The following is a 15,716-nucleotide window of genomic DNA, read 5'->3' on the forward strand; positions in this document are numbered from 1 at the left end:
ATCATTATTATAAAGTAATTAAACAAAAATATTAAACTAATTTTTTTTAGATAAGTCTATTAGATATCAAAAATATTTATTTAATAAGATCAGTGATTTTTCAAAAAAAATAAAAATTTATTTTATTTTTTGTATATTTCATTTGTATCAGCTAAATATAAACTACCATGAGCGTTATTACGTATACTAGTGCTTGAAAATATAAAGTCATAAATTTTTTTAGCTGATTCTTGTGCAGAAATGAGCTGTTTCTTTTCCGCCATTGATTTAAAAATTTTAACAACTTCTAAATCATGCTGCGCGTTTTGTATAACGCTGTTTACCATATCAGTATTTACAGTGCCTGGATGAATTGATAAACATGTTAACTCATCCATAGCAAATCTTTTTGATAACCAATGAAAATACATTAAACAAGACGCTTTGGTTGCACCATATAAATCTAATCCAGGAAAAGGATCCACTGCTGCTAAAGAAGAAAGGTGTGCAACAAAAGGAATAATATTTGAGCTTGTATCATTTTGAATCATGATAAACGGCAAAATATCTTCAACTATTTCAGCACAAGAAAAATAATTGACTCTCATAGCTTCAGATTGTGATTGCCAAAACAAATGCTTTTCCATCCGGTTGGTTTCACTCACTCCCAAAATTGGCATAACACCGGCACAATAAATAAAACCAACTATTTGCTTTCCGTATAAGGTTTTAGATAATTCTAAAATTGGACTATCTGATATTGGATTTATTAAATCCCACCACAAAAAAATATCTTCATATCCACTCTGTCCTCTTCCCAAATGAATTATTTTATAATTGTTGTCTTTAATGATTTTTGCTAACTCATACCCAATTCCACGAGAAAAACCTGTTCCTATTATCCATTTTTCTGAACTCATTTTTACTCCTCTACAAACTTAACCTTGTTGATGATTTCTAAATGCATTTATAACTGAAATAGCTTCCCCTTGCATGACCAGTTTACCAGAATCAAGCCAAATCACACGATCGCAATCTTCTATAGTTGATAACCTGTGTGCCACTATTATTTGTGTTTTATCACGTAACAAATTTTTTGTTGCATTAACAAGAATATTTTCAGAATAGGGATCAATAGAGCTTGTTGCTTCATCCATAATAACAATTTGATTATTTTGTAGCAAACATCTTGCCATGCAAATAAGCTGCTTTTCCCCTAGTGAAAGATCAATGCCCATTTCTTTTAATTCGAGATCTAAACACTTTTTTCCTATTAAAAGAAATTTCTTTAATCCAACAAGTGCTAAAATATCCAAAATATCATGATCAGGTATAATATTATTAAAACACAAGTTTTCTCTTAAAGTACCAGAAAAAATATAAGGGTACTGAGAAATTAACGATAACGAGTTACGAAACATATCTAATTGAACATACTTTGAATCTTTGTTTTTATTTTGTCCAATATCAGGCTCATAACCATTAATTTTAATCACTCCTTTTTCAAAGGGATAAATATAATAAAATGCATTTATCAAGCTTGTTTTTCCACTCCCTGTTTTACCAATAATTCCTATTTTTTCTCCATTTAAAATATTAAAAGAAACATTATCTAATACAAGAGAAGATTTTTGATTGTATCTTATACTCAAATTCTTTACTTCAATATTACCATTCTCAATTTTTTGTAATTTATTTGAATAATTATAATTTATTAATGCACCTTTTTCAAGCTCTGAATTTAAATAATCATCCATTCTTTCTATTCCAGTTAATGCTTCTTCCATGACAGCAACCCATTCAAAAAAAATCTGAATTGTTATAGAAATCATAGAAATAAATGTAAAAGCAACTCCCAACGAACCAATACTCAATTTACCATGATTTACCAACCACATCCCAAATAAACCTGTTAATAAAAGAATGACTATATTTAAAATAGAAAGCTGTAATGAAAACAAATTTACATAAAAATTTGTTTTATTTCTCTGTTTTATATAAGTATTAAACTTTGAAATAAATCTTCTTTTAAAAGAGTTGTCTTTACCATACACTCTTATAATTTTGGCACCCTGCGCTGTTTCTGCAAAATGAGCTAGAGCAGGACCTCTCGTTAAGCTAACGACTCTTCTTTCGTTTCTTATTTTAATTTTATTTACATTATAAATAAAATAATTTAACAAAATGCATATTACAACAATTGGTAAAAAATTCATACTAGAAATTAAAATTAATACAATAAATAAAAATATATCAAATAATGTTGAAAGTAACTCCGTTAATGGACCTCCAGACATTCTTAATATTGCTGCATAATCACTACTAAATCTTGTTATAATTCTTCCTAATGGATTTTTATCAAAAAAATATATTGGAAATCTTGACACATTATATGTTGTTTTATCATACAAATTTGAAACAAAATGCGTACCAAGTCTTGCAAGACCTATTCTAAAAATTAAAATAAATATAAAACCAACCAATGAAACCGTTAATAATAAATAAATAAATTCTGTGCTAGTGTATTCAGAAAAAAAATTGCTTTTATTTTTACATATATTAGATTGATAACATACATTATCTACCCATAATCCTATAATATTTGCATTAAATAAAAGAAAACCTCTTCCAATAAAACCAATTAATATAAATATTATAAATGATAATTTATGGCTACCCATTGAATCATAAATTGTTTTGTACACTGATTTTGAGTATTTACCTTCAAATATTCGATCTTCATTTGTTTCATTTTCAATGTTCATAACTTAATCCTTAATTGAATTAATGACAACAAATTCTTTAAATTCAAGCGATTTTTTCATTAATTCTTCATAATTACCTATATCAATAATTTTTCCATCTTTAAAAAAAACTATTTTATCGCATTTTTGAATCACTGATAATCTATGAGTTACTAAAATTCTTGTTTTATTTTTCCAGAACCCATTTAATAAAGTTTTATTAATTTTATATTCTGTATTTATATCCACAGCACTTAAACAATCATCTAATAAAATAATTGGCCTGTTTGAAAAACTCGCTCTTGCAATTGCAATTCTTTGTTTTTGTCCACCAGATAAACTCACTCCTCTTTCGCCAATTTCTGTATCTAATCCATTAGAGACATTTTCTTTATTCATGTAAAATTGCGCCAACTCTAAAGAATTTATTATTTCATCATCTATTTCTTTATAAAAATCATATTCAAATGCAACATTATTTCTAATATTTGAATTTATAATAAAATATTCTTGCGGAACGTAACTAAAATAAGATCGCAAAGTACTTAATGGTAGCATATTAACTGATTTATTACCAATTTCATAAATTTTAAAACTAGAGTTAATTATATTTAGTAGAGCTTTTAGAAACAAAGTTTTTCCTGAACCAAGCTCACCAACTATAGCAATAAATTCTTTATCTTTTATATCAATATTAATATTATTAAGTAAAATTTTTCCTTCATTTTCATAAGTTAATCCTCTTATTTTAATTAATCCGTTATTTACTTGATCATTGTTTTCAATAAATTTTTCTTCTAAATCTTGATTCCAATAATTTTCTACTCTTTTAATTGAAGTATAACAATCAAAAAAAGTTACAAACATTAGTGGTATCATTCGTATTGGTCTTGTAAGCAATACCCCAAAAATCCACAATAAGCTAAATATCTGACCAGAAGTAACTTTATCTCCATAAATTTTATATAGTAAATATAATGCAAAAATATTTATTATATATGGCGTCACATTACCTATAGAACTCATTGTCGTACCATTGGTAACCATCAATAGTCTATTTTTAGTTTCCTGAATTCGCGCATATTTTATTTTATTTTCCATCCAATCAGTATTTCCTAAAACTCTAATTGCTCTAATATTTATTAACCATTCATTAACATTTCCTATTCGTATTGCTGATAAAATTTTACTTTTAATAAAAATTTTACTCTGTCTAATTGCTATTAAAAAATTTAAAAACAATACTACAAATGTAAAATATATAATTGTAATTGGATCAATATTTGTTATATATATAATTGCAAAAGGAGCCAATAACAATGGAAGAAAATATGCAATAAAATTTGGAAATATATCATCAATCAATGAGGATGCTGTATTAACATCTGTTGCATATACAGATAATGCATGTCCAACTGTTATTTTTTTTGTATTTTCGTTTTTAATTCTTAAGGTTTTTGAATACGTAATTCCAGACAAAAAATCTTGAACTACACTACCTTCATTACTACTTAAAATTTTTGCTAAAAAATAAAAAAATTGAGACATAATAGCATAAAGAAACATTAATAATAATAGTATATACAATTCATTAATGTTCTTGTGTTGCAAAAGTGTATCTAAAAATTCTTTCTGATAATAAGGAATAATTAATGAGAATAAAGTGGCAATCAAACTTATTAGCAGAACCATCACTCTCATATGAGGACGCATAAATAATATTTTTAAAGTAAGGCTATTATTTTTTATTTTTTTTTTAGCATAAAAACTTTCCAAATCAATTTTTATTTAGTACATAAAAATTGTTTAAATTATATTTATATAATAAATTACTAAATGACTTGGTTTTTATATATTTTTCAAAATTTAAATCAAAATTTTCTGATAATCTCATGCTTTTTTTCATATTTTTTGGGGAAAATGCTATGTACAAGTTTTCTTTTGGTAAACAATCAACTCTTTTAAAAATGTTTGTTTTTTTATTATTTTTTAAATAATACTCGGCAGTAACACTATCAATTAAGAAAGAATCGTATTTTTTATTTATAAGATAATCAAATCCAGTTCCTAATACATCAGAAGAACTTAATTGAAAAATTTTATCTGACACGTTTAAATTCTTTTGGATATAATCCATAAGACCAGGATAGTTGCTATTTCTCATAATACCTAGCTTTATTTGATCAAGACTTTTTATACCTTGATATATCCAATTAAAATCTTTTTTTACATAAAAACACATTTGCTGATAAGCAACATGATTTTTAGAATAAATTAAACCCTCAGCTTCTTGTTTTGCCGGAGATAACAAAGCATTTATACGACCTTCACGAACTTCGTTAATAGCAACAGACCAAGAATATTTTTGAAATTGTACGGTAATTCTAGACATCGCAAACACATTTTCAACCAATTGACTTGTAAACCCCAAATTGACGTCTTGATCGCAATTCCAAGGGCACCAATCAGTCCAAGCAACACTTATTGATTCAGAAAACGCTACATTACTAAACTGTATGCCTAATACAATAACTAATATTGAACGCTTTATCATGATATTCCTCAAAAAATATTTTTTAATTTTTATCAGGAAATTAAATTAACTTGTTTTTAAATGTTACAATATTTTTTTAAAATTGTACTCTACTTAATTAAATTTTGACTATTTTGAGAAGTGTTTTAATGTTTAAAATGACGAATATTTGTAAAAGCCATAGAAATTTCATAATCATCACAAGCTTTTATAACGTTTGCATCTTGAATACTACCTCCCGGTTGAATAACAAATCGTATACCGCTATTTTTAATGAGTTCAATGCTATCCGAAAATGGAAAAAATGCATCACTTGCTAAAATCACCTCATCAGAAACCTGATTCACTTTACTTAAACAGTAAGCCACAGCATCAACCCGGTTTGTAAACCCACCAGCAATTGCTAAAGTCTGAAACCTATTGGCCACCACAATAGCGTTTGAACGAACATGTTTCACCACAGACATACCGAGCTGAAACGCCTGCAATGCAAAGTTATTGGGTTTTATTTTAGTAGCAAAATGTAATTTTCTAGAATCAAAAACTAAATTATTAGAAGATTGCAGCAGAATTGCTCCTTGAACATGGGTAATCTGCATTGAGTTTGTGAGTGCCTGTTGCGGATTAAAAGTTACGAGTCGTAAATTTTTCTTTTTTCTTAAAACTTCTAACGATGCATCATCAAAATGTGGCGCAATGATCACCTCCAAAAATATTTCTGCTAATTCTACTGCACACTCATAGGTAACAGAGCTATTAAAACAGACAATTCCCCCAAAGGGACTCACTGGATCAAATTCAAAGGCGCGCTTATAAGCTTCGTGCAACGATTCGCTCGATACCCCAACACCACAAGGGGTATTGTGTTTTAAAATGACCGCCGTAAATTTATTAGAAAGATCGACACTCAACTTGATTGCATGCTCAATATCTAACACATTGTTATAACTAAGCTCTTTCCCATGAAAACAATTCATGTTTGTCATTGTCAACGAATTTTGGTTTTTACACTGATTAATTTTGTACAAAGCGGCATTTTGATGAGGATTTTCTCCATATCTTAAATCTTTGTGCTTGGTAAAAGATAAGTTAAAAGACTCAGGCAAATTTTTTAAATTTTGCGCATTTTTTAATTGAATGGGTCCATCGTAATTTTTAAGAACATTGTCTTGTGATACCAGTTGCTTTTCTAAGTATGAGAAAATTGCATAATCATAGGCCGATGTTTCGCTAAAAACTTTTACGGCAAGCTGTTTTCTTAGCAATAACGGAACAGAGCCATTGTGTTGTTTTGATAATTCTATAAAAATCTTATAGTCAGCAGTATCACATAACACAGATACGGATTCATAATTTTTTGCCGCAGCCCTTAGTAAACTCACACCACCTATATCAATAGATTCAATAATTTCTTCGTTGCTTGCGTTGTTTTCGAGAACCTGTTGCACAGGATACAGATTACACACAACAAGATCGAACATTTGAATATTATGCTGCTGTAATTCTAAGCAATCAGATTGATTATCCTGCCTTGCTAAGATTCCTCCAAAAATGCTCGGATGTAGTGTTTTCACCCTGCCCCCTAAAATTTCAGGAAAATGAGTAACATCAGAAACGCTAGAACAAGCAAATCCCATTTTTCTTACTGACTGCAATGTAGAAGACGTGGCAACCAACTCGCAACCTTTCTCGGTAAGGTACGAGCATAATTCAAAAAGATTGTCTTTATTTGATACAGATAAAAGTACTCTTTTAAGTTTTACCAAATTTAGCTGCTGCATGGAACAAGGAATTTTGTTTTTCATAACCCAATTTGCCCTTTAATTAAATAAAATTATCATCTCTTAAACAAATAAATACAATGCATTTACAAAACATTAAACTCACATCGGCCAGATTAAACTTGCTAGCATTTTTAGCAAAAAAAATAAATCATCTAATATAAATTAAAGAAATGCCGAAAAATTTTGCGCAATTCAAAAATACAGGACCAGGCATGAGTGAATCAGCTATCGAAGAATCATTAAAAAATATATCTCTCTTTAGCAAATTCAATGATGAACAATTATCTAATTTAATTAAAGTTTCTCGCAAAATTGAGTTAAATCCGGGAGAAATTTTTATTAACGAAGGCAATGTTGATCAAAATTTTTTTGTAATTATTAATGGTAATGTCGAAATTTTAAAGAAAAATGGCAATAAATTTTATTGTTTAACCACATTATCTAAGGGCGAAACTGTAGGAGAAATGGCATTATTTGAAAATATCGCTCGCTCGGCAAGTGCGCGTGCCTTAGATAGCGTGACGGTTTTAAGCTTTGACCTTGAACAAATAAAACAAGACCCCAATTATTTAGAAATTTATGCCTTACTAACCTCATATTTTGGCGAAAAAATCTCTCGACGGCTTCGCTATACAAATGAAGTGACAGTTGATGTGCTAAAAGAAAAACTTGCAATTGGTAATTTTGCCGTTAACATTATTGCAATTACAGCGTTGTATGCATTTACTCTTGAATTACTCCAAGTAATAAAAAAACACACTTCAAATTCAACCCTAGTCACAATAGTTGTATTATTAATGTTTTGTTATTTTATAATTTCTATGATGATGAAAAGTGGTTATCCTCTAAAAGAATTTGGAATTACATTAATTAACTGGAGAAAATCTGTAATACAAGCTATATTATTAACCATCCCTTTTTTGATTGCAATTATGACAATTAAGTTATGTATTATTAGTTTTGTACCAAAATATAATCATTTGCCATTATTTGATCCTATGTCAATATTTAAAACACCAGAAGATATCAGTTTAAAAGTATATTTTGCAGCTTTATTTGGTTATATTATATTTGTACCAATTCAAGAATTAATTGTAAGAAGCGGAATTCAATCTGCGCTACAAAAGTTTTTATCTGTGGCAAAAAAAAGACAATGTGGTCATCAATTATTATGTCTAATATTCTTTTTGCAGGTGGCCATTCGCATATTAGTTTAGGATTTGCACTTTCTGCATTTATTCCTGGTATATTTTGGGGTTGGTTATACGCAAAACAAAATTCATTAATATCCGTAAGCGTTTCTCATGTTTTAATTGGTGTTTGGGGGGCATTTATTGTTGGATTTGAAAATATTGTATAGTTAATTAATTTTTTCTACATCCAATTTCTTTGGCTGGCACACCACCAACAATTAACCATTCTGCAACACTGTTAGTAACAACAGCTCCCATTCCAACCACAACATGGTTACCTATTGTTACATTATCTGTTATACATGCATTAGCTCCAAGCCAAACATCTTTACCTATATAAACACCATAAGATGTTACAGCCTGCTCTTTTATTAAAAAATCAGCCTTCATTCCATGATTAAAAGCATAAATTTTTACACCCGAAGCAATTCTAGAATTTTGTCCTATAAAAACGCCTTTTGCGCCTCCATCAATCACAACTCCAGTGTTAATGCTCACGCCATTTTCGATAGTAATTGGACCATGCAAAAAAACATGCGAAGCTATAGTCACATTATCTCCAATCGTAATTTGCCTACCTGGCTCAGCAAAAATATTTGCTTCAGGAGAAATAAAACAGTTTTTACCTATTTTCACTGTTTCTAACTCTTGCAGTTGTGCTTGAATTTCTTGTTGCCATGGTTCTGCCCAAATTTTATGTTTATCTTTTAATGAAAAATAAAGCCATGGCATAAAAGATAATCTTTTTTTATGTTGCTCAATATATTTATCCACGCAATGAACCTATAATGTTTTCAACTCAATTTTTTTGTAACTAATCATTGTCCGTCTAGCATCAAAAAGACTTTTATAGCTTTCGTAACGAATTCTGAGTTTTTCGGTTTCTGCACGTGCCGCAACTATTTTTTCTAGCATACTAATGTATTCTGGATCAGCTTCAGCTAAACGCTTTAACCGCGCTTCAGGTATTTTTTCAGTACTTAATTCAATTCTATTCATTATTTTAGAACGTACCGATGTTCTCAGTAATTCTAGTTTCTCGGCTTCTTTTCTTTTTTCAACATATTCTAATCCAATTTTATTAGCCAATTGAATAATTTCTTCCAATCCCATTTCTTTAATAGAAACAGAAGGCTGTTGAGTAAAAGTACTTTTTTGCACACTTTCTTCGGACAAATTATCACCTTTTTTAATTAATTTGAGTTTAAAACAGTATGGCTCATATTTAACATACGAACCAAGGTTTGTTTTGCAAGTGAACGTTGTGGCTCTGAAACAGCAATAACATTTTGTGGTGTACCCAATCTTATTTGCTCCAACGCCCAAGTTAAATGTGGCAAATCGATGCGATTCATGGTGCCGCATAAACACATAAAAGGATTAAGACTCACAACCGTTTTATCCGCGTTTTCTTTAGCAATACGATTAACCAAATTAAGCTCTGTTCCCACAGCCCATTTGCTACCAGAAGGGCTTGCTGCAATTGTTTTTACAATAAAATCAGTAGAACCAGAAAAATCTGATTTGTCGACAACTTCCATAGCACATTCGGGATGAGAAATAATTTTAAACTCAGGATCTTTCGCACGAATTTGATCTATTTGTTTTATAGTAAACATCATATGCACAGGGCAACAACCTTGCCACAACATAATAGTTGTATCTTTAATTTTATTTTTATCTAAACCACCGTAAGCCTTTTTCGGATTCCATAAACTCATTTGTTCCATTGGAATGCCCAATTTCTTTGCCGTATTACGACCCAAATGTTGATCGGGATAAAAAAATAAAATTTTTCGCTCACGCAATGCCCATTCTACTATTTTTGGTGCATTAGAACTTGTACAAACCACACCGCCTTTTTGCGCAACAAATGCCTTTAATGCAGCGCTCGAATTGATATACGTAACAGGCATTATGCTTTCATGACCAACAGTTTCAACAAGCTGCTCCCAAGCCTCAACAACATCGTCAACATCAGCCATATCGGCCATATCACAGCCAGCCCCTAAATCGGGTAACACAACAATTTGTTGTCCTGTTTTTAAAATATCAGCACCCTCAGCCATAAAATGCACACCACAAAACACAATAAAGTTTGCTTCAGATTGCCTTGCAGCATATTGAGCAAGTTGCAAGGAGTCGCCTCGAATATCACTAAGTTCTACAATTTCTGGTCGTTGATAATGATGTGCTAAAATAACAAGTTTTTTACCAAAATACTTTCGAACATCAGAAATACGTTTCAGCATTTCTGATTCAGTCAGGTTAGGGTAAGGGGCGGGCAATGGAGGTTGAAAAGCAATTGTCATAAAAAATCCTACAGCATTTTAAAAGTATTTTTTACTTACAGTCACATAACACTTACAATTTGAGCACAACTTATACAATAACTCCAGAACATTTTTTATTTTAAGACAACAGTTGACGCCCAAAAGAAAATAGAGTTTTCTAAGTAAATTGTAAGGGATCGATTATATAATTTTTAAATTAGTGAGGAGAAGTTAATTTATGATCTCAGCTATTAAAGTAATTGCTGTCATTGGAGCAGGACAAATGGGAAGCGGTATTGCCCAAATTGCAGCCCAGGCCGGTTATCAGGTTTTGCTTTGTGATTCTTACCCAGAAAGTTTACACAAAGGGCTTTTAACCATAGAAAAAAGTTTAACAAAACTTTTTGAAAAGGGCAAAATAGAAGAACATCCACCTGCAATTCTTGCTCGAATCAAAAAAACCTCGCAGCTTAGTGATTTAGCAAAAGTCGATTTTGTTATTGAAGCCGTTAATGAAAACGAAACATTAAAAAAAGAAATCTTTAAAGAACTCGATAAAATTGTCTCTCCAAACACTATATTTGCCAGCAACACAAGCAGTTTACCTATAACTCGCCTTGCCTCAGCGACGTCAAGAACAAATAAATTTATTGGCATGCATTTTATGAATCCTGTGCCAATTATGAGCTTAGTAGAAATTATTAGAGGCCACGCAACTTCTGAAGACACATATCAGATAACTAAACAAATTTCAGAAAAAATGGGTAAAACAACTGTTTGCTCGCAAGACTATCCAGGATTTATAATTAATAGAATACTAATGCCTATGATTAATGAAGCGTTTTATACTTTGATGGAAGGCATTGCAAACGCCGAAGACATTGATACGGGCATGAAGCTAGGAACAAACCAGCCCATGGGACCACTCACTTTAGCTGATTTTATTGGGCTCGATACCTGTTATGCCATTATGAAAGTCTTGCACGAAGGACTAGGGGACAGCAAATATCGCCCCTGTCCATTACTAAAAAAATACGTTGACGCAGGCCATTTTGGCAAAAAAGTAGGACAAGGGGTTTATAAATATTAAAAAAGCTATAAAAGTTTATTTTTATAGCACAATTCCGAAAAGAAAGAATTATAAAACACAGAGGGAAATAATGACTTTTTTTTCAACTCTTAGTTTAAAAATCAAGTTGATTCTATTTTCTATTTTTTTTGTAATTTGCTTATTAACTGTAGGAGGAATAGCAATTCAAAGGATTTCTATTCTTACCGATGATTACGATCAGGTTGCAAAAATTAGTCTACCCAAAATTAATGACGTATTTATAATGTTGAGTCTCTACAGACAGGTACGCATTGACCTCAGAACGCTGGGGATTCCAAATCTTTCGGAATCTCAAATTCAGCAAGCCTCCAATAACGTTCGTAAAAGCATCGAAGAATACGATGCTATTGCTAAGGATTTTCTAAAATACCCAATGGTAAATGGTCAAAAAAAGGTAAACGATCAAGTTCAGGAAAGTTGGAAGAAGTTTGTTGAGGTTGTAAATAAAGTTTTAACATACGCGAATTCACAAAAAGCAGGAGATTTTGAAAAAATGAGGGCTATCTTTCTTAAAGATTGCCCAGAAGCTGCTGAAAATTATCGGCTGCTTAACTTAGAGCTTATTAAAATTGTTGAAGACGGTACAAAAGATAGATTTAAACTCGCCCATGAGGCAGCCACTATGGGAAATATATTGGTAATTTCAGTTATTGGAACATCCGTTCTTTTAGGCCTGATTATTGGCTGGCTATTTTCATCCTGGATTACACAATCAATTTCAATTGGTTTCAATAAAATCTCTGCCAATGCGAGTTCTGTTTTAGCAGCTGCAAAAGAGATCTCGTCTTCATCCGAGGAGCTTTCTAATTCTGCAGGGCAACAAGCTACATCATTACAAGAGACGACCACTTCTGTTGAATTGCTCAGCTCAACGGTGACTAAAAATATGGAAAATGCCAAAAAAACTGCGATTCTTTCTACAGAATCAAAAAAAAGTGCCAATGATGGCGAATCATCTGTAGAAAGTATGCTTGCAGCTATGACAGAAATTCGTGTTTCGAATGAAACTATCATGAACAAAATTAATGCAAGCAATCTTCAATTATCTAATATTGTAAGAATGTTTAAGGAAATTGGTGATAAAACCAAAGTTATCAACGAAATTGTTTTTCAAACAAAACTTCTTTCCTTTAATGCCTCTGTAGAGGCCGCAAGGGCAGGTGAACAAGGTAAAGGCTTTTCTGTAGTCGCCGAAGAAATTGGAAATTTAGCTCGAATGAGTGGCATTTCTGCCTCTGAAATTTCAAATCTTTTGGCAAACAATATTCAAAAAGTTGAAATGATTGTCAATCAGTCTCAAAAAGAAGTGGAAGTTATCATTGCTCAAGGTAAGCAAAAGGTTGAGTTTGGAGTCGAAGTTGCGCATAAATGCGCAGCGGCTCTCAAAGAAATTGTGGGTAATATTTCAAATGTTTCTATAATGGCTGAAGAGATTTCAGTCTCAAGTGATGAACAGGCAAAAGGTCTTTCAGAAATCAATTCTGCAATGGTTGATCTAAACACTGTAACACAAAAAAATGCTTCTGCCACAAATCAAAGTTTTTTAGCCGTAAATAAAATTTCAGAACAAATTCTTTTTCTTAACAAGACTATCAGCGAGCTTGAGGTGATTATTCGCGGATTAAAATCTGTTGCTAAAAACGGTATGAAGTAAATCATCATCAGGGCTTTTCACAACATCCTAACTTGTTTAATAACCCAAATTTTAATCACACATTTGGTATTGTGTACAAAAAAAATACAACCTACACACTTATATATATTTCTATATAAGTGATAAAGTTTTTTAATTCACTGAAATTATTTCTAAAATTAATTATTTTTTGATAAATTAAAAATAACTTGCTATCGACTTCTCTAAAAATGATCTGCTATAAATTTTAAGAACCATTTTATTCCCTCAAAACATCAGGGAAGCGGGAAATAAGTATTATAATACTAGGAGGTTAATGTGAGTTTGTCGAACCATTCTTCATCAAAGGTCGTTCATTTCCTGAAAGCAAGAGCAAAAAACTTAATTGTTGCAAGTTTTTCTGTTGCAGCATTACTTGGAGTTGCAAGCGCATCTATTGTAATTTTTGCACCTGAAAAAATTACAAATATAAAACAACATTTTATCGCACAGGCATCTGCAAATGCATATTCTTTACCCCAAGCGACTAATGTCGCACCAGGTAATGATACTCTATTTTTAAAATCATTTAAAAAAGTGTTTTCTAATATTGCAAAAGAAAGTCGTCCTGCTTTGGTATTTATTATTGCAGAAAAAAAAGTACAAGTTCGTGCAAACGAATTTCCCTTTCCTGATGATTTCTTTTTTCCATTTATGCCACCACAATTTCGAGGTCCTGGTAATCAAAGAGACAAAAAGCAATCAATTGAAACCGATGGCGGCTCAGGATTTATTGTTGATATAAAGAATGGTTATATTATTACAAATAATCATGTTATTGAAGGTGCCGATAAAATAACTGTTACAACTTATGACAATAAAAAATACAAAGCTAAAGTCTTAGGTACTGCAAAAAACGTTGATATTTCTGTTTTAAAACTCGAAGATTTTAAACCTTCCAATGAACTTAAACAAGTGAGCTTAGCCGACTCTAATGAAGTTGAGGTTGGAGACTGGGTTATTGCCCTAGGTGCTCCATTTGAATTGCCACAAACTCTGACAATGGGCGTCGTCAGTGCAGTCCAAAGATCAAGTGATACCCTTGGAATTACAGGTACAAATAGTTTTATTCAAACAGATGCGGCAATTAACCCAGGCAATTCTGGCGGGCCACTTGTCAGTTTAGACGGGCAAGTCATTGGAATGAATACTGCAATATACTCAAAAAATGGCACCAGCGTTGGAATTGGGTTTGCGATTCCTTCTAATACAATTCGATTGGTTGCTGATTCTATTATTAACAATGGAAAACTCACTCAAGTTTATTTAGGCGTAGAAATGTATGACTTAAATAAATTTGGTGCTGCAGCCATGAAAGAAATGAAAATCGACCCCAATACTGAAGGGGCTCTTGTCATGAGAGTTGTTCCTAAAAGTCCCGCAGCGCAAGCAGGATTGCAACCATATGATATTATTCAAAGTATAAATAATAAACCCATAAAATCTAGCATAGATATTCAAAGACAAATTATATTTTTAAAACCAGGCACAAAAATTAAAATTGGAATTTTAAGAAACGGAAAAAATACCGAATTGACTGCAACTGTATCAGAAATGCCTTCTAAAAACTCCAATAATTCTGAGCCAAATGAAGATAACTCCAAAACTTCAAAATCACCGTCTTTGAGCTATGGACTTTATCTCTCCAACAAGCCATCTACTTCTGGAAAGGGCGTTTCCATAAAAGGGGTTCAAGCAGGGAGTTTGGCTGATAGAGCTGGGTTACAAGAAGGGGATGTTATTTTACAGGTGAATAGGGAAGACGTAAACACCAAACAACAAGTCGAAGATGCGCTTGAAAAATCTAAAAAAGCCAAAACTGCGGTTATATTCTTACTTGTAGCTCGAGAAGACGGCTCACGTTCTGCAATTATCTTACCTCTAAATAGTTGATCTCTTTATTTAGTTCAATAAAATCAATAGCAAACAATATGATGTGATTGGGTTCACATCATATTTTTAATTTAGTTTAGGTAAAAAAAATGAAATTTCCTAAATTTGTTCATACTATTAGTGGTTGGATCCAACCAGATGGCAAATGGCACCCCTCAGACGAATGGTGGCACATTAGTGCAATTTATGAACTAAAAGAGCTAGGGTGCCCTTATTTACAAGACACAGTCACCAAGAAAATATTACAAGAAGGCGACGAAATTAAAATTAAAAAACATATTTCAGATATAGGTTTTATAAAAATTTCACGCGCCCAAGTAGACGGAAATATATCAAATATTGCACAACTTTTTGCCCTTCAAAATTTACTAAGCCTTTGTAATCCAGACGAAGAGATTGGTATTTTAGGTAACAATGGAGTATTAAAAAACATTCGTATTGCAAGAATTATGAAACTAAAGAATCCAGGAATCCTCAGCAAAATCAAAAAAGAAGGACTCAATAATACCTAATTATAACAATATTATACATGTA

The 15,716-nt window shown here is 31.4% G+C and carries 14 protein-coding genes; 6 read left to right on the forward strand and 8 right to left on the reverse strand.

Going from position 1 to position 15,716, the window contains the following annotated elements:
• Window positions 1-122: 122 nt before the first annotated feature.
• The 5 genes from Spiro2_RS11040 to purH form a co-directional block, all read right to left on the reverse strand.
• Entirely contained in the window at window positions 123-899 is a 777-nt protein-coding gene (locus Spiro2_RS11040; protein ID WP_338635873.1) for an SDR family NAD(P)-dependent oxidoreductase, read from the reverse strand.
• Between the two features lie 18 nt (window positions 900-917).
• Window positions 918-2,744, reverse strand: coding sequence for an ABC transporter ATP-binding protein (locus Spiro2_RS11045; protein WP_338635874.1), 1,827 nt, complete (start codon window positions 2,742-2,744; stop codon window positions 918-920).
• Window positions 2,745-2,747: 3 nt separating this feature from the next.
• The gene (locus Spiro2_RS11050; RefSeq protein WP_338635876.1) at window positions 2,748-4,415 is read right to left on the reverse strand and encodes an ABC transporter ATP-binding protein; all 1,668 of its coding nucleotides are present in this window, start codon (window positions 4,413-4,415) and stop codon (window positions 2,748-2,750) included.
• A gap of 85 nt (window positions 4,416-4,500) precedes the next feature.
• Entirely contained in the window at window positions 4,501-5,277 is a 777-nt protein-coding gene (locus tag Spiro2_RS11055) for a substrate-binding periplasmic protein (protein ID WP_338635877.1), read from the reverse strand.
• Between the two features lie 125 nt (window positions 5,278-5,402).
• A complete protein-coding gene (gene purH / locus Spiro2_RS11060) occupies window positions 5,403-7,061 on the reverse strand; it encodes a bifunctional phosphoribosylaminoimidazolecarboxamide formyltransferase/IMP cyclohydrolase (RefSeq protein ID WP_338635878.1) in 1,659 nt (552 codons plus the stop codon).
• Window positions 7,062-7,252: 191 nt separating this feature from the next.
• Here purH and Spiro2_RS11065 point away from each other — a divergent pair, with 191 nt between their 5' ends.
• Together Spiro2_RS11065 and Spiro2_RS11070 are read left to right on the forward strand one after the other, a co-directional pair.
• Window positions 7,253-8,257 carry a cyclic nucleotide-binding domain-containing protein gene (locus tag Spiro2_RS11065; RefSeq protein WP_338635879.1) on the forward strand — a complete coding sequence of 335 codons (1,005 nt, stop codon included), beginning with the start codon at window positions 7,253-7,255 and terminating at the stop codon, window positions 8,255-8,257.
• Entirely contained in the window at window positions 8,212-8,400 is a 189-nt protein-coding gene (locus Spiro2_RS11070) for a type II CAAX prenyl endopeptidase Rce1 family protein (RefSeq protein WP_338635880.1), read from the forward strand. Before Spiro2_RS11065 ends, Spiro2_RS11070 begins: the two co-directional genes overlap by 46 nt.
• Before the next feature lie 4 nt (window positions 8,401-8,404).
• On the opposite strand, the gene Spiro2_RS11075 is transcribed toward Spiro2_RS11070, so the two are convergent.
• From Spiro2_RS11075 to nadA, 3 genes are read right to left on the reverse strand one after another with little or no spacing between them, the layout of a single operon-like run.
• Complete coding sequence (locus tag Spiro2_RS11075; protein ID WP_422398041.1) at window positions 8,405-8,965, reverse strand: acyltransferase; 561 nt, start codon at window positions 8,963-8,965, stop codon at window positions 8,405-8,407.
• A 51-nt stretch (window positions 8,966-9,016) separates the two neighbouring features.
• Window positions 9,017-9,409, reverse strand: a complete 393-nt coding sequence (locus Spiro2_RS11080; protein ID WP_338635883.1) for a hypothetical protein — start codon at window positions 9,407-9,409, stop codon at window positions 9,017-9,019.
• A gap of 17 nt (window positions 9,410-9,426) precedes the next feature.
• A complete protein-coding gene (nadA, locus tag Spiro2_RS11085; RefSeq protein ID WP_338635885.1) occupies window positions 9,427-10,545 on the reverse strand; it encodes a quinolinate synthase NadA in 1,119 nt (372 codons plus the stop codon).
• Between the two features lie 199 nt (window positions 10,546-10,744).
• Here nadA and Spiro2_RS11090 point away from each other — a divergent pair, with 199 nt between their 5' ends.
• From Spiro2_RS11090 to Spiro2_RS11105, 4 genes are all read left to right on the forward strand, one after another.
• Complete coding sequence (locus Spiro2_RS11090; protein WP_338635886.1) at window positions 10,745-11,596, forward strand: 3-hydroxybutyryl-CoA dehydrogenase; 852 nt, start codon at window positions 10,745-10,747, stop codon at window positions 11,594-11,596.
• Between the two features lie 70 nt (window positions 11,597-11,666).
• Window positions 11,667-13,271 (forward strand): HAMP domain-containing methyl-accepting chemotaxis protein, encoded by a 1,605-nt coding sequence (locus tag Spiro2_RS11095; protein WP_338635888.1) that lies wholly within the window; start codon window positions 11,667-11,669, stop codon window positions 13,269-13,271.
• A 297-nt stretch (window positions 13,272-13,568) separates the two neighbouring features.
• The gene (locus Spiro2_RS11100; protein ID WP_338635890.1) at window positions 13,569-15,182 is read left to right on the forward strand and encodes a trypsin-like peptidase domain-containing protein; all 1,614 of its coding nucleotides are present in this window, start codon (window positions 13,569-13,571) and stop codon (window positions 15,180-15,182) included.
• An 89-nt stretch (window positions 15,183-15,271) separates the two neighbouring features.
• Window positions 15,272-15,694, forward strand: coding sequence for a hypothetical protein (locus Spiro2_RS11105; protein WP_338635892.1), 423 nt, complete (start codon window positions 15,272-15,274; stop codon window positions 15,692-15,694).
• The last annotated feature ends 22 nt before the right edge of the window (window positions 15,695-15,716 follow it).

Origin of the sequence: Spirobacillus cienkowskii (assembly GCF_037081835.1) — a bacterium.
In the GTDB taxonomy this organism is placed as follows: Bacteria; Bdellovibrionota_B; Oligoflexia; order Silvanigrellales; family Silvanigrellaceae; genus Silvanigrella; species Silvanigrella cienkowskii.